The organism is Arthrobacter sp. Soc17.1.1.1 (assembly GCF_036867195.1).
Lineage (GTDB): Bacteria > Actinomycetota > Actinomycetes > Actinomycetales > Micrococcaceae > Arthrobacter_D.
The window spans coordinates 1,703,993-1,724,624 of record NZ_JBAJII010000001.1 but is presented as its reverse complement, the minus strand read 5'-3'; the positions used below and the strand labels follow the sequence as shown (position 1 = coordinate 1,724,624).

The 20,632-nt window shown below is 72.4% G+C and carries 19 protein-coding genes; 1 reads left to right on the top strand and 18 read right to left on the bottom strand.

The features are described from left to right. Window positions 1-3 precede the first annotated feature (3 nt). From V6S67_RS07795 to hisI, 10 genes are all read right to left on the bottom strand, one after another. Window positions 4-1,461, bottom strand: coding sequence for a glutamate synthase subunit beta (locus V6S67_RS07795; protein ID WP_334209701.1), 1,458 nt, complete (start codon window positions 1,459-1,461; stop codon window positions 4-6). Then, window positions 1,454-6,070, bottom strand: a complete 4,617-nt coding sequence (gene gltB, locus V6S67_RS07790; RefSeq protein ID WP_334209700.1) for a glutamate synthase large subunit — start codon at window positions 6,068-6,070, stop codon at window positions 1,454-1,456. The genes V6S67_RS07795 and gltB overlap by 8 nt, the downstream gene beginning before the upstream one ends. Before the next feature lie 316 nt (window positions 6,071-6,386). Further along, window positions 6,387-7,535, bottom strand: coding sequence for a prolipoprotein diacylglyceryl transferase (gene lgt / locus V6S67_RS07785; protein ID WP_334209699.1), 1,149 nt, complete (start codon window positions 7,533-7,535; stop codon window positions 6,387-6,389). After that, window positions 7,532-8,386: a tryptophan synthase subunit alpha gene (gene trpA, locus V6S67_RS07780; protein WP_334209698.1), complete on the bottom strand. Its 855-nt coding sequence runs from the start codon at window positions 8,384-8,386 to the stop codon at window positions 7,532-7,534. Before trpA ends, lgt begins: the two co-directional genes overlap by 4 nt. Beyond that, window positions 8,383-9,738 carry a tryptophan synthase subunit beta gene (gene trpB / locus V6S67_RS07775; RefSeq protein WP_334211556.1) on the bottom strand — a complete coding sequence of 452 codons (1,356 nt, stop codon included), beginning with the start codon at window positions 9,736-9,738 and terminating at the stop codon, window positions 8,383-8,385. Before trpB ends, trpA begins: the two co-directional genes overlap by 4 nt. Before the next feature lie 141 nt (window positions 9,739-9,879). Next, window positions 9,880-10,704 (bottom strand): indole-3-glycerol phosphate synthase TrpC, encoded by an 825-nt coding sequence (gene trpC / locus V6S67_RS07770; protein WP_334209697.1) that lies wholly within the window; start codon window positions 10,702-10,704, stop codon window positions 9,880-9,882. Then, entirely contained in the window at window positions 10,705-10,953 is a 249-nt protein-coding gene (locus tag V6S67_RS07765) for an HGxxPAAW family protein (protein ID WP_442884872.1), read from the bottom strand. Between the two features lie 203 nt (window positions 10,954-11,156). After that, a complete protein-coding gene (locus V6S67_RS07760; protein ID WP_334209695.1) occupies window positions 11,157-12,080 on the bottom strand; it encodes a Trp biosynthesis-associated membrane protein in 924 nt (307 codons plus the stop codon). Further along, window positions 12,077-13,630: an anthranilate synthase component I gene (locus tag V6S67_RS07755; protein ID WP_334209694.1), complete on the bottom strand. Its 1,554-nt coding sequence runs from the start codon at window positions 13,628-13,630 to the stop codon at window positions 12,077-12,079. The genes V6S67_RS07760 and V6S67_RS07755 overlap by 4 nt, the downstream gene beginning before the upstream one ends. Before the next feature lie 5 nt (window positions 13,631-13,635). Next, the gene (gene hisI, locus V6S67_RS07750; protein WP_334209693.1) at window positions 13,636-14,088 is read right to left on the bottom strand and encodes a phosphoribosyl-AMP cyclohydrolase; all 453 of its coding nucleotides are present in this window, start codon (window positions 14,086-14,088) and stop codon (window positions 13,636-13,638) included. Window positions 14,089-14,169: 81 nt separating this feature from the next. Here hisI and V6S67_RS07745 point away from each other — a divergent pair, with 81 nt between their 5' ends. Then, window positions 14,170-14,814, top strand: a complete 645-nt coding sequence (locus tag V6S67_RS07745) for a TIGR03085 family metal-binding protein (RefSeq protein ID WP_334209692.1) — start codon at window positions 14,170-14,172, stop codon at window positions 14,812-14,814. Window positions 14,815-14,888: 74 nt separating this feature from the next. Here the strand turns inward: V6S67_RS07745 and hisF are convergent, their stop codons facing one another. The 8 genes from hisF to pnuC form a co-directional block, all read right to left on the bottom strand. After that, the gene (hisF, locus tag V6S67_RS07740; RefSeq protein ID WP_334209691.1) at window positions 14,889-15,659 is read right to left on the bottom strand and encodes an imidazole glycerol phosphate synthase subunit HisF; all 771 of its coding nucleotides are present in this window, start codon (window positions 15,657-15,659) and stop codon (window positions 14,889-14,891) included. An 8-nt stretch (window positions 15,660-15,667) separates the two neighbouring features. Next, a complete protein-coding gene (hisG, locus tag V6S67_RS07735; RefSeq protein ID WP_334209690.1) occupies window positions 15,668-16,513 on the bottom strand; it encodes an ATP phosphoribosyltransferase in 846 nt (281 codons plus the stop codon). Between the two features lie 63 nt (window positions 16,514-16,576). After that, window positions 16,577-16,840, bottom strand: a complete 264-nt coding sequence (locus V6S67_RS07730) for a phosphoribosyl-ATP diphosphatase (protein ID WP_334209689.1) — start codon at window positions 16,838-16,840, stop codon at window positions 16,577-16,579. Window positions 16,841-16,931: 91 nt separating this feature from the next. Continuing rightward, complete coding sequence (gene ribH, locus V6S67_RS07725; protein ID WP_334209688.1) at window positions 16,932-17,414, bottom strand: 6,7-dimethyl-8-ribityllumazine synthase; 483 nt, start codon at window positions 17,412-17,414, stop codon at window positions 16,932-16,934. Between the two features lie 26 nt (window positions 17,415-17,440). After that, the gene (gene ribB / locus V6S67_RS07720; protein ID WP_334209687.1) at window positions 17,441-18,079 is read right to left on the bottom strand and encodes a 3,4-dihydroxy-2-butanone-4-phosphate synthase; all 639 of its coding nucleotides are present in this window, start codon (window positions 18,077-18,079) and stop codon (window positions 17,441-17,443) included. Continuing rightward, window positions 18,076-18,732: a riboflavin synthase gene (locus tag V6S67_RS07715; RefSeq protein ID WP_334209686.1), complete on the bottom strand. Its 657-nt coding sequence runs from the start codon at window positions 18,730-18,732 to the stop codon at window positions 18,076-18,078. The genes ribB and V6S67_RS07715 overlap by 4 nt, the downstream gene beginning before the upstream one ends. Before the next feature lie 60 nt (window positions 18,733-18,792). Continuing rightward, a complete protein-coding gene (gene ribD / locus V6S67_RS07710; RefSeq protein WP_334209685.1) occupies window positions 18,793-19,896 on the bottom strand; it encodes a bifunctional diaminohydroxyphosphoribosylaminopyrimidine deaminase/5-amino-6-(5-phosphoribosylamino)uracil reductase RibD in 1,104 nt (367 codons plus the stop codon). After that, the gene (gene pnuC, locus V6S67_RS07705; RefSeq protein WP_334209684.1) at window positions 19,896-20,579 is read right to left on the bottom strand and encodes a nicotinamide riboside transporter PnuC; all 684 of its coding nucleotides are present in this window, start codon (window positions 20,577-20,579) and stop codon (window positions 19,896-19,898) included. Before pnuC ends, ribD begins: the two co-directional genes overlap by 1 nt. Window positions 20,580-20,632: the final 53 nt, after the last annotated feature.

Here is a 20,632-nt window from a genome sequence, read left to right as displayed (position 1 = left end):
CGGTCAGAGGACGGCGATGGAGCGGTCGGTGGGTGCCACGGGGGCGGGCAGCTTGGTGGAGCCCATCAGCCACTGGTCCACCGCGGCGGCGCAGGCGCGGCCTTCGGCGATGGCCCACACGATAAGCGACTGGCCGCGGCCGGCGTCGCCGGCCGAGAAGACGCCCGGGGTGTTGGTCATGTAGTAGCCGTCGCGTGCCACGTTGCCGCGCTCGTCGAACTCGGCGTGGACCTGCTCGGTGATGCCCGCCGGTTCGGCTCCCGTGAAGCCGAGCGAGAGGAACACGAGGTCCGCGGGGATCTCGCGTTCGGTCCCGGCCTTCGGCACGCGGCGGCCGTCCACGAACTCGGTCTCCGCGACCTTGATGCCGCGCAGCACACCGTCGTCGCCCACGAACTCCACGGTGGACGCGAGGTAGCGCCGCTCGCCGCCCTCCTCGTGGGCGCTGGCGATGTCGAAGAGTGTCGGGAATGTCGGCCACGGCTGGTCCGGGCGCCGTTCGGACGGGGGCTGCTGGCCGATCGCGAGCGTCGTGACGCTCGCGGCCTTCTGCCGGTGGGCGGTGCCGAGGCAGTCGGCACCGGTGTCGCCGCCGCCGAGGATGACCACGTGCTTGCCCTCGGCGTGGATCTGGTCCTCGATGGCCTCGCCGGCCACCACGCGGTTCGCCTGCACGAGGTAGTCCATCGCGAAGTGCACGCCCTGGAGGTCCCGGCCGGGGATGGCGAGGTCCCGCGGCACCGTGGCCCCGGTCGCGACGACGACGGCGTCGTAGCGCCGCTTGAGCTGTCCCCAGCTGATGTCCCTGCCCACGTCGACGCCGGTGCGGAAGCGCGTGCCCTCGGCCTTCATCTGGTCCAGGCGGCGCTCGAGGTGGATCTTCTCCATCTTGAAGTCGGGGATGCCGTAGCGCAGCAGTCCGCCGATCCGGTCGTCCCGCTCGTAGACGGCGACGGTGTGGCCGGCGCGCGTCAGCTGCTGGGCCGCGGCGAGGCCGGCCGGTCCGGAGCCCACGACGGCGATGGTGCGGTCGGTCAGGCGCTCCGGCGGGTGGGGTTCCACCCAGCCCTCCGCGAACGCCTGGTCGGCGATGGAGACCTCGACCTGCTTGATGGTCACGGGCGGCTGGTTGATGCCGAGCACGCAGGAGGACTCGCACGGCGCCGGGCAAAGGCGGCCCGTGAACTCCGGGAAGTTGTTCGTGGCGTGCAGCCGCTCGATCGCCTCGCGGCCCTTGTCGCGGAACGTGAGGTCGTTCCACTCCGGGATGAGGTTGCCGAGCGGGCAGCCCTGGTGGCAGAACGGGATGCCGCAGTCCATGCAGCGGCCGGCCTGCGACTTCAGCACGCCCTTCTCCTGCGCCTCGTACACCTCCTGCCAGTCCATGATGCGCACCGGCACGGGCCGCCGCGGCTGGGTCTGGCGCTCGCGCACCTTCATGAATCCGCGTGGGTCAGCCACCGGTCACCTCCAGGATCTTGGTCCATGCCTCCTCGCCGTCGGGATCGAGTCCCTGCTCGGCGGCGGTGGCACGGGCGTCCAGTACCGCGGCGTAGTCGCGCGGCAGGACCTTCGTGAATCGTGCGACGGTGTCTTCGAAGGACACCAGCAGGCTCTCGGCGAGCGTGGACTCGGTCTCCTCGACGTGGCGGATGAGCAGGCCGCGGACGATCTCCACGTCCTCGGCGTCCAGGTCGACGAGCAGCAGCTCCCCGTTCTCGAGGCTCTGCCGGTTCACCCGGGCGCGGTCGAGGTCGAGCACGAAGGCCGTGCCGCCGGACATGCCCGCGCCGAAGTTGCGGCCCGTGCGGCCGAGGATCAGGGCCTGGCCACCGGTCATGTACTCGCAGCCGTGGTCACCGATGCCCTCGGCCACCGCCGTGGCGCCGGAGTTGCGGACGAGGAACCGCTCGCCCACCTGCCCGCGGAGGAACATCTCGCCGCTCGTGGCACCGTAGCCGATGACATTGCCCGCGATGACGTTGTCCTCCGCGCGGAACACGTTGGAGCGGTCCGGGCGGACGATGATCCGGCCGCCGGAAAGCCCCTTGCCCACGTAGTCGTTGGAATCCCCGAGCAGCCGCAGGGTGATACCGGCCGGCAGGAAGGCGCCGAGCGACTGTCCCGCCTGGCCCGTGAGGGTCACGTCGATGGTGTTCGTGCCCAGGGTGTCCAGCCCGAACGTGCGGGTCACCTCGTGACCGAGCATCGTGCCGACGGAGCGGTCCGTGTTGACGACGTCCACCGAGATGCGGACCGGCGAGCGGTGGTGCAGCGCGTCGGCGCTCATCTCGATGAGCTTGTTGTCGAAGTGCTGGTCGAGCTCGTGGTTCTGCGGGAGCATGTTGCGCATCGGCTCACCCGAGTCGAACTCGTTGCCGCGCAGGATCGGGTCGAGATCGAGTCCGTCGGCCTTCCAGTGCTCGATCGCCTCGCGGGCGTCGAGCAGCTCGCTGTGGCCGATGGCCTCCTCGAGCGTGCGGAACCCGAGCTCCGCGAGGATCTCGCGGACCTCCTCGGCGATGAACTCGAAGAAGTTGACCACGAACTCCGGCTTGCCCGTGAAGCGGCTGCGCAGCTCCGGGTTCTGCGTCGCGACGCCAACGGGGCAGGTGTCGAGGTGGCAGACGCGCATCATGATGCAGCCGGACACCACGAGCGGGGCCGTCGCGAAGCCGAACTCCTCGCCGCCGAGCAGCGCGGCGATGACGACGTCGCGCCCGGTCTTGAGCTGCCCGTCCACCTGCACCACCACGCGGTCGCGCAGGCCGTTGAGCATCAGGGTCTGCTGCGTCTCGGCGAGGCCGAGCTCCCACGGGATGCCGGCGTGCTTCAGCGAGTTGAGCGGGCTCGCACCGGTGCCGCCGTCGTGCCCGGACACCAGGACGACGTCGGCCTTGGCCTTCGTGACGCCCGCGGCGACCGTGCCGATGCCCACCTCGGAGACGAGCTTGACGTGGACGCGCGCGCTCGGGTTGGACCGCTTCAGGTCGTAGATGAGCTGGGCGAGGTCCTCGATCGAGTAGATGTCGTGGTGCGGCGGCGGCGAGATGAGCGCGACGCCGGGTGTGGAGTGCCGCGTGCGGGCGATCCACGGGTACACCTTCTGGCTCATCAGCTGGCCGCCCTCGCCGGGCTTGGCCCCCTGCGCCATCTTGATCTGGATGTCGTCGGCGTTCGTCAGGTACAGGCTCGTCACGCCGAACCGGCCGGAGGCCACCTGCTTGATGGCGGAGCGGCGCTCCGGGTCGAGCAGGCGCTCGACGTCCTCGCCGCCCTCGCCGGTGTTGGACTTGCCGCCGAGGCGGTTCATCGCGATCGCGAGGGTCTCGTGCGCCTCCTGCGAGATGGAGCCGTAGCTCATGGCGCCGGTGGAGAACCGCTTCACGATGGCGGAGACGGGCTCCACCTCGTCGATGCCGATGGGCGGGCGGGCGTCGCCGCGCAGCTTCAGGAGCCCCCGGAGGGTCATGAGGTCCTTGGACTGGTCGTCCACGCCGCGCGTGTAGGACTTGAAGATGTCGTAGCGGCGCTCGCGCGTGGCGTGCTGGAGCCGGAACACCGTCTCGGGGTTGAACAGGTGGGGCGGGCCCTCGCGGCGCCACTGGTACTCGCCGCCGTTGTCGAGGCCGCGGTGGGGGTCCTCGATGCCGTCCTGCGGGTACGCGCTCTCGTGGCGGGCAGCGGTCTCCGCCGCGACGACGTCGAGCCCGACGCCGCCCAGCTGGGTCTGCGTGCCGTGGAAGTACTCGTCGACGAGTTCCTGCGCGAGTCCGAGCGCCTCGAAGGTCTGGGCGCCGCAGTAGGAGCTGACCGTGGAGATGCCCATCTTGGACATGATCTTCAGGACGCCCTTGCCGAGGCCCTTGATGAGGTGAGCGACGGCCTGCTCGGCGGTGACGCCGGTGATGTCGCCGTTCCGGACGAGCTCCTCGCAGCTCTCCATGGCCAGGTAGGGGTTGACCGCCGAGGCACCGTAGCCGATGAGGACGGCGACGTGGTGGACCTCGCGCACGTCGCCCGCCTCGACCACGAGGGAGGTCTTGGTGCGGTTCGCGCTGCGCAGCAGGTGGTGGTGCACCGCACTGGTGAGGAGCAGGGACGGGATGGGCGCCCACTGGGCGTTCGAGTCGCGGTCGGACAGCACCACGTACTCCACGCCGCGGTTCAGCGCGCTGGAGACCTGCTCGCAGATCTCCGCGAGGCGGGCGCGGAGGGCCGCCTCCCCGCCGTCGTGCCGGTACAGGCCGCGCACGCGGACGGTGAGGCGGTCGCCGTCGTCGGTCTCGAGGTTGGCGATCTTCGCGAGTTCGTCGTTGGTGATGACGGGGAACTTCAGGGCGATCTGCTTGGAGCGCACCTGTCCGGTGGACAGCAGGTTGCCGTCGGGGCCGATCGTGACGCCCATCGAGGTCACGAGTTCCTCGCGGATGGAGTCGAGCGGCGGGTTGGTGACCTGCGCGAAGGACTGCACGAAGTAGTCGAACAGCAGACGCGGGCGCTTGGAGAGCACGGCGATGGGGGTGTCGGAACCCATGGCGCCGAGGGGCTCGGCACCGTTCTTCGCCATCGGGCCGAGGAGGATGCGCAGTTCCTCCTGCGTGTACCCGAAGGTGCGCTGGCGGCGGTTGATGGAGGCCTTCGTGTGGATGACGTGCTCGCGTTCCGGCAGGTCCTCGAGCTGGATCAGGTTCTCCCTGACCCACTCCCCCCACGGGTTCGCGGCGGCCACCTCGGCCTTGATCTCCTGGTCCTCGATGAGCCGGCCGTCCTCGGTGTCGACGAGGAACATCTTGCCCGGGGAGACGCGGCCCTTGCGGACCACCCGGGAGGGCTCGATGTCGAGCACGCCCACCTCGGAGGCGAGGATCACGAGACCGTCCTCGGTGACCCAGTAGCGGGCGGGGCGCAGGCCGTTGCGGTCGAGGACGGCGCCGACGAGGCGCCCGTCGGTGAAGGACACCGCGGCCGGCCCGTCCCAGGGCTCCATGAGCATCGAGTGGTACTGGTAGAAGGCGCGGCGGGCCGGGTCCATGGTGGCGTGGTTCTCCCATGCCTCGGGGATCATCATCATGATCGAGTGCGTGATGGGCCGCCCCGAGAGGGTCAGGAGTTCGGCCACCTCGTCGAAGGACGCGGAATCGGAGGCGCCCGGCGTGCAGATCGGGTACAGCTCCTCCGGGGAGTCCCCGAGCAGCCGGTTGGACAGCTGCGACTGGCGGGCGCGCATCCAGTTGCGATTGCCCTTGACGGTGTTGATCTCGCCGTTGTGCGCGATGGTGCGGAACGGCTGGGCCAGGGGCCACGACGGGAACGTGTTCGTGGAGAAGCGGGAGTGCACGATCCCGAGGCGCGTCTTGAAGCGCTCGTCGGAGAGGTCTGGGTAGAACGGCTCGAGCTGCGCCGTGGTCAGCATGCCCTTGTAGACGATCGTCTTCGAGGACAGGGACGGGAAGTAGACGCCGAACTTGTTCTGCGCGCGCTTGCGGACCCGGAACGCGCGGGAGTCGAGGTCGGACACCGCGCCGTCGGTCGGCGCCAGGAAGAGCTGCACGAAGTGCGGCATGCAGGCCCGGGCCATGGCGCCCACGAGATCGGCCACGACGGGAACCACCCGCCAGCCCAGCACGTCCAGGCCCTCGGCCTCGGCGATCGACTCGAGGCCCGCACGGGCCGTCTCCTCCTCCTTCGCCTCGGCCGGCAGGAACGCCGTGCCGACCACGTAGGAGCCGGCGGCCGGCAGCGGGAAGTCGACGACGGCGCGGAAGAACTCGTCGGGGATCTGCGTGAGCAGGCCCGCGCCGTCCCCGGTGCCCTCGTCGGCGCCCACGGCACCGCGGTGCTCGAGGTTGCGCAGGGCGGTCAGGGCGGCGTCGACGATGTCGTGGCCGGGCTCCCCGCGCAGGGTCGCGATGACGGCGAGGCCGCACGCGTCCTTCTCGTTCTCGGGGTCGTAGAGGCCCGTGGCCTCCGGGATGGCGGCGAAGCGCGTGAAGGGAGATTCGACGGGCGCCGGGGTCGACGGCGTGGGCTGCGTCCCGTTCGAGGTCTCTGGTGTTGGAGCAGTCATCGGATAAGGATCCTTCCCCCTTGATGGAGCGTCGGGAGGGGACAGCCTTGGCCCCGCGGGCCCGCTTCGAGCGGGCACCGTGTCTTGGTTCATCTGTCCGCCTGCGCCGGGTCGGCCCGGCGCTCTTGGCGGGCAGTCGCAGTGTTCATGCTGCGCCGGGTGGGGCGGTTCAGGTGCGGGCGGAGGTGATCCGGCCGTCGCACCGATGGTCCACAACTGTGTGGTGTTGCGTCCTTGGAGGCGGTGGCCCGGGGACTGCTTGCGGGGACCGAATCCCGCGGCTCCGCTGTCGCGGGGCCCTGAGGAACATGGAGCGCTACTCGGGAGCCGTTGTTTCGGAAAGGTTACCACGGTCGTTCCGCGCCCTCTGCGCCGTGTCCGCACCGTGGCTACCTGTGGCCGAAGCGTTACCGGAGGCGGCCCGCGGAGCGTCCCCGGACGTGTCCGGGGAGCGCGCCGGGACGTCGTCCCCGGACGCCGGGAGGCCGGCGTCGTCGTCCCGCTCGGCGTCGTCCTTGCGCTCGGCGTCGCCTGCTGGATCTGCGGCGTCCTTCCGGTCCGCCGCACCCTCGACGGTGCCCTTCGGCTCCCGCCCGGGCAGGTACACGGAGGGGTCGTCGACGGGACCGCGCCGGACCGACAGGTAGACGAGCACGGCGAGCGACACCAGGAAGACGGCGATGCTCGTCCACACGTTGAGGCGCTGCGTGACGCCGAAGAGGGTGACCATCTCGGCGTCGTCGATCCGCAGCGCCTCGATCCAGACGCGCCCGAGGGTGTAGTAGGCGGCGTACAGCCAGAACATGCGGCCGCCGCGCAGCCGGAACCGCCGGGCGAGCAGCAGCAGCAGCGCCACGCCGGCGAGGTTCCACAGGAGTTCGTAGAGGAAGGTCGGGTGGAACAGCGTGCCGGGCGCCTGGTCGGGCGGGAAGTTCACGTTGTCGGCGTCGATCTCGAGGCCCCACGGCAGTGTGGTGGGTGCGCCGAAGAGCTCCTGGTTGAACCAGTTGCCGAGCCGGCCGACGGCCTGCGCGAGGAGGACACCGGGTGCTGCGGCGTCGGCGAACGCGGAGAGCTTCACGCCTGCGCGGCGGGCACCGATCCACGCACCGACGGCGCCCAGGGCGATGGCGCCCCAGATCCCGAGCCCGCCCTGCCAGATCTGCGGGATCCGCGCGAGGTCGCCCTCGGGTCCGAAGTAGGCGTCCGGCGAGGAGACCACGTGGTAGAGCCGCCCGCCGATGATGCCGAACGGGATGGCCCAGATGGCGATGTCCCAGACGGCGTCCGCGTGGCCGCCGAAGGCGACGAAGCGCTTCTGCGTCAGGATCAGGGCGAGGATGATGCCGGCCAGGATGCACAGCGCATAGGCGTGGATGGTCAGGGGGCCGAGGGCGAAGCTCGCCCACTCGGACGGCGGGCTCGGGATCGAGGCCGCGACGGTCAGGGCCGTGGCCGCGCTCATGCCGCCCCACCCGACGACGCCTTCGGCGTCCCGGTGCTCAGCTCGCGGGTGAGGTCGGCGACCGCGTCCACGCCGCCGTCGCGCAGGGCGGCCACGAGGGCCGTGCCGACGATGACGCCGTCGGCGTAGGCGCCGATCTCCCGCACCTGGGCCGAGGAGGAGACCCCGAGCCCCACGCAGACGCGGTCCGCGCCCGCCGCGTGGGCGGCGTCGACCACGGCGCGTGCCGCGGCGCCCACGGAGGTCCGGGCGCCGGTGACGCCCATGACCGAGACGGCGTAGACGAAGCCCCGGCTGGCGTCCACGGTGGCCTGCATGCGCTGCGGCGACGTGGAGGGCGCCACGAGGAACACGCGGTCCAGGCCGAACTCGTCCGACGCCTCGAGCCACTCGGCCGCCTCGTCGGGGATGAGGTCGGGTGTGATGAGCCCCGCTCCGCCGGCGGCCGCGAGGCGCTCGGCGAACGCCCGGACGCCCATGCGCATCACCGGGTTCCAGTAGGTCATCACCAGCACGGCGGCGTCCGTCTCACGGGTGATGCCCTCGACGACGTCGAAGATGCGGGGCACGGTGAAGCCGTTGTCCAGAGCCTCGACGGTCGCCTCCTGGATCACCTGCCCGTCCATGACGGGGTCCGAGTAGGGGATGCCGATCTCGATGAGGTCGACACCGTTCCGCGCCAGGGCGATGCCGGCGTCGATGCTGGTCTGCACGTCGGGGAAGCCCGCAGGCAGGTAGCCGATGAGCGCGGCGCGCCCCTCGCTCCGCGCCTTCTCGATGGCGGCGGCGGCCTTGGAGTGCCCGGCGGTGGCGGGCACTCCGGCGGGACCGTTCGTGGACTGCGTGGTCACAGCTGCTCACCCTCCTCCGCGATCTCCTGCTCGGCGCTGTCGTCCGGCAGCAGGTCGAAATAGCCCGCGGCGGTCGCCACGTCCTTGTCGCCGCGCCCCGAGAGGTTCACGACGATGATCCGGTCCGAGGGCTTCTCCCCCGGTGCGAGATCCGCGGCGAGGCGCTGTCCGACCTTCATGGCGCCCGCGAGGGCGTGCGCGGTCTCGATGGCCGGGATAATGCCCTCGGTCCGGCTGAGGAGCTGGAACGCCTCCATGGCCTCCGCGTCGGTGATGGGCTCGTAGTGGGCGCGTCCGATGTCGGCGAGGTAGGCGTGCTCGGGGCCCACGCCCGGGTAGTCGAGGCCGGCGGAGATGGAGTGCGACTCCATCGTCTGGCCGTCCTCGTCCTGCATGAGGTAGGACCGCGCGCCATGCAGCACCCCGGGGCGGCCCAGGGTGATGGTGGCGGCGTGCCGTCCGGACTCGACGCCGTCGCCGCCGGCCTCGAAGCCGTAGAGGGCCACGTCGCGGTCGTCGAGGAAGCCGTGGAACATGCCGATGGCGTTGGAGCCGCCGCCCACGCAGGCGCAGACGGCGTCGGGCAGCCTGCCGGCCTGCTCGAGGATCTGCTCGCGCGCCTCCTCGCCGATGACCTCGTGGAAGTACCGCACCATGGCCGGGAAGGGGTGCGCGCCGGCGGCGGTGCCGAGGAGGTAGTGCGTGGTGTCGACGTTCGCCACCCAGTCGCGCAGGGCGTCGTTGATGGCGTCCTTGAGGGTCTGCGAGCCGTTGGTGACGGGGATGACGGTGGCGCCGAGCAGCTGCATGCGCGCGACGTTCAGGGCCTGGCGGCGGGTGTCCTCCGCCCCCATGTACACGACGCACTCGAGGCCGAGGAGGGCGGCCGCCGTCGCGCTCGCGACGCCGTGCTGGCCGGCGCCGGTCTCGGCGATCACGCGGGTCTTGCCCATCCGCTTGGCGATGAGGGCCTGTCCGAGGACGTTGTTGATCTTGTGGGAACCGGTGTGGTTGAGGTCCTCGCGCTTGAGGAACACGCGGACCCCGCCGCAGTGCTCGGCGAAGCGCTGCGCCTCGGTGAGCAGGGAGGGCCGGCCGGCGTAGTTCCGGTTCAGCTCCGCCACCTGCGCGGTGAACGCGGGATCGGCCTTCGCCTTGTCGAACGTGTCCTGCAGCTCGTCGAGGGCGGCGATCAGCGATTCGGGCATCCAGCGTCCGCCGTACGAGCCGAAGTACGGTCCGGGGGCATGGCGGAGGCTCTCGTCGTGGCTGAGGAACGCCTCGGCCGTCCCGGCGTCGATGGCGTCCGCTGCTCCGGCGTCCGCGCCGTTCAGGCCCGTGTCCTGGTGCATCTCGGTCATGGCTTCAGCGTTCCTGTCCTGTTGGTCCTGGTCCGGGCGGCGGTGCCGCCCGTGTCCCTCACGGGCCGGTGGCGGCCGGCCCGTCCTGCTGTGCGCCGCGCACCCTTGCCGGGGTCGCGGAGGGTACGGCTGTCAGCCGCGGGGTGCCACGCCGGCATCCCAGGCGGCGCTGCCGGCCCGCCGGAAGGCACCGATCGTGGTGGCGGGGTCCTCGTGGCGGACGAGCGCCTCCCCCACGAGGACGGCGTGCGCGCCGCTCGCGGCGTACCCGGCAACGTCGTCGGTGTCCCGGACGCCCGATTCGGCGATGACCACCGTGCCGCCCGGGATGAGGTGCGCCAGCCGGCCGAAGACGTCCCGGTCGATCTCGAGCGTCTTCAGGTTGCGGACGTTCACGCCGATGATGGAGGCCCCGGCGGCGACCGCGCGGCGGACCTCCTCCTCCGTGTGGGTCTCGACGATCGCGTTCATGCCGAGCTGGTGCGTCAGGGCGAGGAAGGAGCCGAGCTCCTCGTCGTCGAGGGCCGCGACGATGAGCAGGACGACGTCGGCGCCGTGCGCGCGGGCCTCCCAGATCTGGTACTCGTCCACGGTGAAGTCCTTGCGGAGCACGGGCAGTCCCACCGCGGCGCGGACGGAGTCGAGGTCGGCGAGCGAGCCGCCGAAGCGCCGTTCCTCCGTGAGCACGGAGATGACCGCCGCGCCGCCGCGCTCGTACGAGGCCGCGAGGGCTTCGGGGTCCGCGATGTCCGCGAGGGCACCCTTGGACGGGCTGCTGCGCTTGACCTCGGCGATGACGGCGATGCTCCCGCCGTTCCCACCGCCGAGCGCCTCGAACGCGTCGCGGGGCGCGGGCGCCGCCTGGGCTGCTGCACGCACGTCCTCGAGGGGCCGCGCGCGGCGGCGGTCCGCGAGGTCCTCACGGACGCCCTCGATGATGTCGTCGAGGACGGTCATCTAGTGGCCGTTGTTCTTGAGCTTCGACCCGCCGACGCCGTAGCCGATCCGGCGCAGGATGAAGCCGACGATCAGGCCGATGAACATGACGCCGATGCCGGCCCAGAACAGCAGGGTGCCGAAGTCCTTGTTGCCCTCGGTGCTGGCCAGGATGTAGGCGAAGGAGGCCACGGCCGCGCCGGCCAGCATGATGAGGACGCAGGTCCACGCGGCGGGGCTGTTGCCGTGACCGATCGTCTCGTCGCCCATCTGGGCGTGGTTCGCGGGGGTGTTGCGGGTGGCGGAGGCGCGGGTCTCGGATGCCATGGGAAATCTCCTTCGAAACGGGTCTGGTCCCATTCTGCCATTGATGGGTCGGCGCGGCGGTACGGAGGCGGCAGCGCATGCGGCCGTCGCGGCGAGGCGCGTGGCGTGATGCAGGCCCGTCGGACCGGAGGCGTCGCGGCCGGAGGTCAGCCGGTCGGGTCGTTGCCCCGGGAGAGCTCGTCCCAGCTGTCGATCTCGTCGGCGTGGGCGCTCGTGCGGCGCGGGCGCGGTGCCCGGTCCTCGGCATGCACGGCGTGCCCCGCGTGCCCGGCGTGCCCGGCGTCGGAGCCCGCGGCGCCGGTGGCGTCAGGGGTCCCGGAGGTGTCCGTGGCGCCCGGGGTCGCAGGGGCCGCGCCGCTGCGGTCGGGGTCGGCGTGCCCGCGCGTGGCCGTGCGGGCGCCCGGCGCTCCGCCGTCCTCGTCCGCACCGGCCTCCCGGCCCGTGCCCGCGGCCCCGGGGACGACACCGGGGGCCACGTCCCCGGTGGACGGCACGGGGGCGCCGGGCTGCAGGCTGCCGGCCGCAGGGTGGACGCCGCGGGCGGCGCCGGCGTCGTACCGCCGGTTCACGCCCCAGGTCCTGCCGGCCAGGACCACCCAGGCCGCCGCGAGGACCAGCAGCACACCGGCTCCCGCTGCCAGCCAGGGCATCGCGCTCGCGGTCGCGACGGCGCCCGCGGAGCCGCTGACCCCGATCGCCGTCCCGATGGCGGGTTCGGCCGCGGTGGCCGGGTCGAGGGCGACGGCGGCGCTGGAGAAAATGATGCCGACACCGGACAGCACGAGGATCACCGCGATGATCCACCGCGCCACCCGCCCGGCGATGGAGACCGCGAGGGCGGCCGCGAGGGCCACGAGCGCGAACGCCGTGACGGGCGTGGCCGCGTCGCTCCCCGGGATGCTGAGGTCGGGTGTCTGCACGGCCTCCTGGGGCAGGCGCACGCTGAGCCAGGTCTGCGTCGTGGACCCGAAGGCGAGCAGCGCGAGGACCACGATCGCCAGCACGACGGTGCCGCGCCGCGTGAACCGGCCGTCGGCGGGCCGGTCGGCGGCGGGCCGCTCGGCGCTCATGGCAGGTCCGCCGTCGCGGTCCGGAGACCGGCCGCGGTCAGGGCGGCGCGGAGCGGCGCCGCGGCCTTGTTGACCGTCTCCAGGGCCTCCGCCTCGAGGACGGAGTCCGCGACGATGCCGCCGCCGGACTGCACATAGGCCTTGCCCTCGCGCAGCAGGGCCGACCGGATGGCGATCGCCATGTCCATGTCGCCCGCGAAGTCGAGATAGCCGACCACCCCGCCGTAGATCCCCCGGCGGTGCGGCTCCACCTCGTCGATCAGGCGCAGGGCGCGGGGCTTGGGTGCACCGGACAGGGTCCCGGCGGGGAAGGTCGCGGCGAGGACGTCGTAGGCGGTCTTCGAGGGCGAGAGCCGGCCGACCACCGTGGACACCAGGTGCATGATGTGGCTGAACTTCTCCACCTCCATGAACTGCGTGACGTCCACGCTGCCCGGCAGGCAGACCTTCGAGAGGTCGTTGCGTGCGAGGTCCACAAGCATGAGGTGCTCCGCCTTCTCCTTCGTGTCCGCGCGGAGTTCGACGGCGAGGTCGCGGTCCTCCTCGGTGGTCCTCCCCCGCGGCCGCGACCCGGCGATCGGGTGGGTGATGACCTCGTCGCCCGTGACAGTGACGAGGGCCTCGGGCGAGCTGCCCACGATCGAGTAACCGCGTCCGTCGGCGTCCTCGAGGCTGAAGAGGTACATGTAGGGGCTCGGGTTGGTGGTGCGGAGGATCCGGTACACGTCGAGCGCCGAGGCGTCGCACTCGATCTCGAAGCGGCGACTGATCACCACCTGGAAGACGTCGCCGTCGACGATGGCCCGCTTGCCGCGCTCGATGGCCTGCAGGTACTCGGGCTCGAACCAGGACTCGCGGACCCGGTCCATGGACCGCTCCGCCGTCGGCGCGTCGACGGCCATCACGGACACGGCGAGTTCCGTGGGGGCCACGAGCTTCGCGAGCATCGCCCGGATGCGGGCGACGGCGTCGTGCCACGCCTCGTCCACGCGCTCGTCGGTGCCGTCGAAGTTGATCGCGTTGGCGACCAGGGTGAGGGAGCCCTCGGAGTTGTCGTGGATGGCGAGGTCCGAGACGAGGCACATCGCGAGCTCGGGCAGCAGCAGATCGTCCTCGGGCGGGCTCGTCAGCCGCTCCCAGTGCCGCACGGCCTCCCAGCCCACGAACCCGACCATGCCGGAGGTGAACGGGGGCAGGTCCTGGAACCGTTCCGTGCGCAGGGCCTCGACCGTGCGGCGCAGGGCCTCCACGGGGTTGCCGCCCACGGGGACGCCGGCGGGCGGTTCGCCGAGCCAGTGCGCCTCGCCGTCGCGCGTGGTGAGGGTGGCGCGGGAGTGGGAACCGATGAAGGAGTAGCGCGACCACACGCCGCCCACGGCCGCGGACTCCATGAGGAAGGTGCCGGGCTGCCCCGCCGCGAGCTTGCGGTAGATGCCGATGGGCGTGTGCGCGTCCGCGAGCACCTTCAGGTGCACGGGCACCACGCGGCGGGCCTCGGCCAGGGCGCGGAACTCCTCGAGGGTGGGGCTGATGGTACCCAGCTGCTGCATAGGGGTCAGGATCCTTCGGGGTCGGGGCGGTCGGCGGTCACGGCGTCGAGTGCGCGTCCGTCGAAGCAGGTCCTGGTGCCGGTGTGGCACGCGGCGCCTTCCTGGTCGACCGTGACCAGCAGGGCGTCGCCGTCGCAGTCGAGGGCGACGCCCTTGACCCACTGGCGGTGGCCGGAGGTGTCGCCCTTGCGCCAGTACTCGGCACGGGACCGCGAGTAGAACGTCACGCGGCCGCTCGTCAGGGTGCGCCGGAGGGCCTCCTCGTCCATCCAGCCGAGCATGAGCACCTCGAGGGTGTCGTACTGCTGCACGACGGCGGCCACGAGACCGGCGTCGTCCTTCTTGAGCGCGGCGGCGACCGCCGGATCGAGCGCGGGGCGCTCCCCGTGGGGCGGCGGGGCGGGAGGCGCGACGGGGGGCGTCGCGGACACGGGCGGGGCCGGAGTGGAGGGTGACATCACCCCTGATTCTAGTGCGGCTGCGGGCGCGCGCCCCCGCAGCCGCCTCCGCCCGGGCACGGCATGCTATTTTCAGCAGTGATGCACTACGTAACCCCGTCCCGCGAGGTCCTGGCCGAGACGCTCCTGGCCGCCGGTCCCGACGCCCCCACGCTGTGCGAGGGGTGGCAGACGCGCGACCTCGCCGCGCACCTGTACCTGCGGGAGCACAAGCCCGCGCTCGGTCTCGGGATGGTGGTGCGGAAGCTGGCGTCCGTCACGGAGCGCGCCATCAGCGAGACGGCCGAGCGCGCGGCCTCACCCGCCGGGTACGAGGCCCTGGTCAACCGCTTCGTGGCCGGTCCCCCGGCGCTGTCGCCGATGCGCATCAGCACGATCGACAAGAGCGCCAATCTCATCGAGTACTTCGTCCACACGGAGGACGTCCGCCGGGCCACCACGCGGTGGGCCCCCCGGGCGCTCGACGAGGACTACGCGGACGCCCTCTGGGAGGAACTCGTCAAGCGGGCGGCCATCCTGTACCGCGGCGTGGACCTCGGCGTGGTGCTGGTGAGGCCGGACGGCCCGCGGCACGTGGCCAAACGCGCCCCCGTCTCGGTGGCGATCGTCGGCGATCCGGGCGAACTGCTGCTGCACGCCCACGGACGGCGCCGGCAGGCGCTGGTCACGTTCGAGGGCCAGCCGGACGCCGTCGCCCTGCTCGAGAGCGCCGACGTCGGCCTGTAGCCTGCACCCCTGAAGGACCGCGACGCCGGCTGGACCCGGTCCCCCGGAGGCGGCCGTCCGGTCGCTGCCGGGGACTAGCGGACGGGGAAGCCCGCCTCGCGGATGGCCGTCTTCACCTGGGCGATCGCGTCGACCGGACCGAAGTGGAAGACGGACGCCGCCAGGACGGCGTCGGCCCCGGCCTGCACCGCCGGCGGGAAGTGCTCCGGCCGGCCCGCACCGCCGGAGGCGATCAGCGGCACGCCCACGGCGGCGCGCACGGCCCGGATGAGCTCCAGGTCGAAGCCCTCCTTCGTGCCGTCGGCGTCGATCGAGTTGAGCAGGATCTCCCCCACGCCCCGGTCCGCGGCCTCCTTGGCCCAGGCGACGGCGTCGATCCCGGTGCCCTTGCGGCCCCCGTACGTGGTGACCTCGAAGCCCGACGGTGTGCCGGCATCCCGTGTGCGGCGCGCGTCGAGGGAGAGCACGAGGACCTGCGCCCCGAAGTGCGCGGTGATCTCGTCGATGACCGACGGGCGCGCGACGGCGGCCGTGTTGATCGAGGCCTTGTCGGCGCCGTGGCGCAGGAGGCGGTCGACGTCGGAGATCTCGCGGACTCCCCCGCCCACGGTCAGGGGGATGAAGACCTCCTCCGCGGTGCGGGCGACGACGTCGAAGGTCGTCTCCCGGTTGCCCGAGGAGGCGGTGACGTCGAGGAACGTCAGTTCGTCGGCGCCGGCGCGGTCGTAGCGGTGCGCGAGCTCCACCGGGTCGCCGGCATCGCGGAGGTCGGCGAAGTTGACGCCCTTGACGACGCGCCCGGCGTCGACGTCAAGGCAGGGGATCACACGGATGGCGACGGTCATGGCGGGCCCTAGATCCGGCAGGCGTGGATGGTGCTGACGAGGATGGCGCGCGCGCCGAGCTCGTACAGCTCGTCCATGATGCGGTTCGTCCCGTTGCGCTTGACCATCGCGCGGACGGCCACCCAGTCGGAGTCGCGCAGCGGGGAGATGGTCGGCGACTCGAGCCCCGGCGTGAGGGCCGCGGCCCGGTCCACGAGGTCCGTGCGGATGTCGTAGTCCATCATCACGTACTGGCGTGCCACGAGGACGCCCTGCAGGCGCCGCAGCAGCACGTCGAGCCCGGCGGGCGCCTCGGCGGCGGACCGGCCGATGAGGACGGCCTCGCTCTGCAGGATGGGATCGCCGAAGATCTCCATGCCGGCCGCGCGCAGCGTACTGCCGGTCTCCACAACGTCGGCGATCGCGTCCGCGACGCCGAGGCGCACGGAGGACTCCACGGCGCCGTCGAGCCGGACCACGGAGGCGGTGATGCCGCGTGCGGAGAGGTAGTCGTTGAGCAGCCCCTCGTAGCTCGTGGCGAGCCGGCGGCCCTCGAGCTCGTCCACGGAGGAGAAGTCCCCGACGGGCCCGGCGAATCGGAAGGTGGAGGCGCCGAAGCCGAGCTGCATGAGCTCCTCGGCCTTCACCTGGGCGTCGAGGAAGAGGTCGCGCCCGGTGATGCCGACGTCGAGCGTGCCCGAGCCGACGTACACCGCGATGTCGCGGGGGCGGAGGAAGAAGAACTCTATTTCGTTCTCGGGATCGACGAGCACGAGCTCGCGGGGGTCGCGGCGCTGGCGGTAGCCGGCTTCGGCGAGCATGGCGGAGGCGGCCTCGGAGAGGGCGCCCTTGTTGGGGACTGCTACACGGAGCATGGGGATCCTTGGGGGAAAGGAGGGACTGGGGCAAGCAGGGCCGCGGGCGGGTCGCCGGCGCGGCTACAGATGCTTGTAGACGTCCTCCAGGGTGAGCCCCTTTGCAAGCATGAGGACCTGCAGGTGGTAGAGCAGCTGGGAGATCTCCTCGGCGGCGTCCTCCAGGGACTCGTACTCGGCGGCCATCCAGACCTCGGCGGCCTCCTCGACGACCTTCTTGCCGATGCCGTGCACGCCGGAGTCGAGCTCGGCGACGGTCCGGGAGCCGGCGGGGCGGTCGGCGGCCTTCGCACTGAGTTCCTCGAACAGGGATTCAAAGGTTTTCACATCCCCTAGGCTATCGGCTCGCCGGGCTCCTCCGTCCCGCGGCCGCCCTCGTGTGACGGACGCCTCCGGCGCCGGCTCCGTGCGCACCGGGCTACTCCGTCCAGGGGCGGAGGACGGCGGCCGTGGCGAGCGCGGCGGACACCGCCTCGTAGCCCTTGTCCTCGGAGGAGCCCGGCAGGCCCGCACGGTCGAGTCCCTGCTGCTCCGTGTCGCAGGTGAGTACGCCGAATCCGACCGGCACGCCGGTGCGCACGCTCACGTCGGTGAGTCCCGACGTCGCCGCCTGGCACACGTAGTCGAAGTGCGGCGTCCCGCCGCGGATGACGACGCCGAGCGCTGCGACGGCGTCGAACCCCGGTGCGAGGCGGGCGGCGGCGACCGGCAGCTCGAAGCTGCCCGGGACGCGGATCTCGGTCACGACCGCGCCGGCGTCGGCCGCGGCGCGGCGCGCCCCGTCGAGCAGGCCGTCCATGATCTGGGTGTGCCAGCTCGCGGCGATGATCGCGAGGCGCAGGGGCGCGCCCTCCGGTGTGAGTGCGCTGATGTCGATGCTCGGGGCTCCGTGGCCGCTCATGGTTCTCCTTCGGTGGGGGGGGGTGGTCAGGCGTGGTGGGTGGGGGCGGTTCGTGCCACGTGGGCGACGAGGTCCTCGATGGAGACCAGCGGGATGCCGTGCTCGTCGGCGAACTCCCGCAGGGCGGGCAGGCGCATCATGCCGCCGTGGTCGTGCACGAGTTCGGCGATGACGGCGGCGGGGCGCTTGCCCGCGAGGACGCTCAGTTCGACGCCGGCCTCCGTGTGCCCGGCGCGTTCGCGGACACCGCCCGGTGCGGCGCGCAGCGGGAAGACGTGGCCGGGGCGGGTGAGGTCCTGCGGGCCGCTGGCGGGGTCGGCGAGGACGCGGGCCGTGCGTGCGCGGTCCGCGGCGCTGATGCCGGTGCTGACACCGGCCGCCGCGTCGCACGAGACGGTGTAGGCCGTGCCCTTGGCGTCCTCGTTGACCGCCGTCATGGGGGGCAGGAGGAGACGGTCGGCGTCCTCGGCCCGCAGCGGCACGCACAGCACACCCGAGGTCCAGCGCACCGTCCAGCCGATGAGCTCCGGCGTCGCGTCCTCGGCGGCGAAGACGATGTCGCCTTCGTTCTCGCGGTCCTCGTCGTCGACGACGACGGCCGCACGGCCCGCGGCGAGGGCTGCGATGGCGTCCTCGACGGTGTCGAGGCGGATGGCGCCCGTCACGGGAGGCTCCGGCCCGTGTCGTCCTGCCGCCGGGCGTCGACGGCTGCGAAGCCGAGGAGCCGCTCGGCGTACTTGGCGAGCACGTCCATCTCGAGGTTCACCGGGTCGCCGAGAGCCTTGGTGCCGAGACCTGTCGCGCGGAGCGTGGTCGGGATCAGCCCGACCTCGAACCACTGCTGGAGGTCCTGGGGCGGGCTGACCGCCGTGACCGTCAGGGAGACGCCGTCGATCGCCACGGACCCCTTCTCCGCGGCGTAGCGCCCCAGCGTCGCGGGGAGCCCGAAGCGGAGCCGGTGCCAGGCGCCGAGGTCCTCGCGCTCGAGCAGCACGCCGATGCCGTCCACGTGCCCCTGGACGACGTGCCCGTCGAGGCGGCCTCCCGCGGGCACGCACCGCTCGAGGTTCACCGGGGCCCCCGGCTGGAGGCGTCCCGTCGTGGTGCGGCGGAGGGTCTCGCCCATCACGTCGACGCCCACGCGTGCGCCGTCGAGCGTGACGGCGGTGAGGCAAACGCCGTTGACGGCGATCGACGCGCCGGGGGCGAGGTCCTGCCCGGTCTCGGGCGCCTCGACGACGAGGAGGCCGCTCTCGCCGTCGGGTGTGAGCTCGAGGGAGACGACGCTCCCCTGCTCGGAGACGATTCCTGTGAACACTGGTGCTTCCTTCGGTTGCGGTCGGGCATGGGGTGTCGTGGCGGGCGGATATACGGCGGGTCAGGCGGGGTCGGGCGGGGCGGCCGGGTGTCCGAGCGGTGGCCGCAGGTGCAGTCTCACGTCGGGGCCGAACCGGCCGACGGCGGGCCCCCCTGCGTCGTCGAGCTGCCAGCGTGAGGCGGCGGCGAGGGTCGTGACGCCGAGTGCCGGGAACGCCGCGGCACCGTCGCCGAGCAGCAGCGGGGCGACGTAGCTGAACACCTCGTCCACGACGCCCGCCCGGAGGAAGGCGGACGCGATGCGGGGGCCTCCCTCGACGAGGAGGTGGCGGACCCCCCTGCCGTGGAGCGCGTCGAGCACCTCGTGCACGTCCCGGGTGGGCAGGTGGAGGAAGCCCTCGCCGCGGACGGCGGCGCCGTCGGGCACGGGGCGCTCGCCCATGACGACCCGCAGTCCGGGCCTCCCGGCGGGCAGCGGGGAGGACAGCGGGGCGGACAGCGCGGCGTCCTGCCGTGCGGTGAGTCGCGGATCGTCGGCGAGGACGGTGCCGGTGCCCACCAGGACGGCGTCCGCGAGGGTGCGGAGCCGGTGGCCGTCGGCGCGTGCCTCGGCGCCGGTGATCCACTGGCTGGTGCCGTCCGGGGCGGCAACGCGCCCATCGAGGGACTGCGCGGATTTCAGGGTGACGAACGGGCGCCGGTCGGCGAGGCCGTCGGTCCAGCGCTCGTTCAGGGCCTGCGCGCGGCCGGCCTCCAGTCCTCCGATGCAGTCGATGCCCGCGGCGCGCAGCTGCCGTGCGCCGCCGGCCGCGGCCGCGTTGCCGTCGTCGGCCGCGTACACGACGCGGGCGACACCGGCGTCGATCAGTGCCGTGCTGCAGGGACCGGTGCGGCCGGTGTGGCTGCACGGTTCCAGGGTCACCACCATGGTGGCGCCTCGCGGGTCGCTGCCGCGGTCGCGGGCATCGGCGAGGGCGGCGGGCTCGGCGTGGGGCGTGCCCGCACCCCTGTGGTGGCCTTCGCCGAGGACGGCGCCGTCGGGCCCGAGCAGGACGGCGCCCACGAGGGGGTTGGCGCCCCGCACGCCGCGCGCGGCGAGGTCGAGGGCGCGCAGCATGGCCGCCGCTTCCGCCGGTGTGGTGCCGGGTGTGCCGGGGGTCGCCATCAGCGCAGCGTCGGATCCGGGAGGAGGATCTCGATGCCGGGCTTCGCGGTGCGCTGGGCGCGCGCCCAGACGAAGAAGCCGACGAGCGTGAAGGCGCCGTAGAACATGTACATGAAGGCGCTGGCGTAATAGCCGGCGCTGAAGAGCAGCGGCACGCCGACGATGTCCACGGCGACCCAGACGAGCCAGAACTCCACCCACCCCTTGGCCATGCCGTAGGTGGCGAGCAGGGAGCCGACGAAGGTCCAGGCGTCGGCCCAGACCGGCTCGTAGGAGCCGAGGACGCGGAAGAGCGGGGTCAGCGCGAGCGTGCCGATGAGCAGGAACGCGACCATGCCGATCCGTGCCCTGGTGCCGGCCCACTGCGGGACGACGGCCTGGCCGCCGCGGTGGCGGCTCGCCTGCCACTGCCGCCAGCCGTAGACGGAGACGGCGATGAACATGACCTGCCGTCCGGCCTGGCCGAGGAGATTGGCTGCGCTCGCCGCGCCGAACAGGGAGCCCAGGAACACCGTGAGGAGCAGGAGGTTGCCGATGATGCCGACGGGCCACGCCCACACGCGGCGGCGCATGCCGCCGAGGGCGCTGAGCAGGCCGAAGATGTTGCCCACCACTTCGCGCAGCAGGAGGGAGCCGTTGCCTACGGGGATGCGGGCTTCGAAGAGCCACTGCAGAAATTCCATGCCGATCCTTCGCCGATAGAACGGCTCCGGGGAATGGCAGAAGGAGGGGCGCA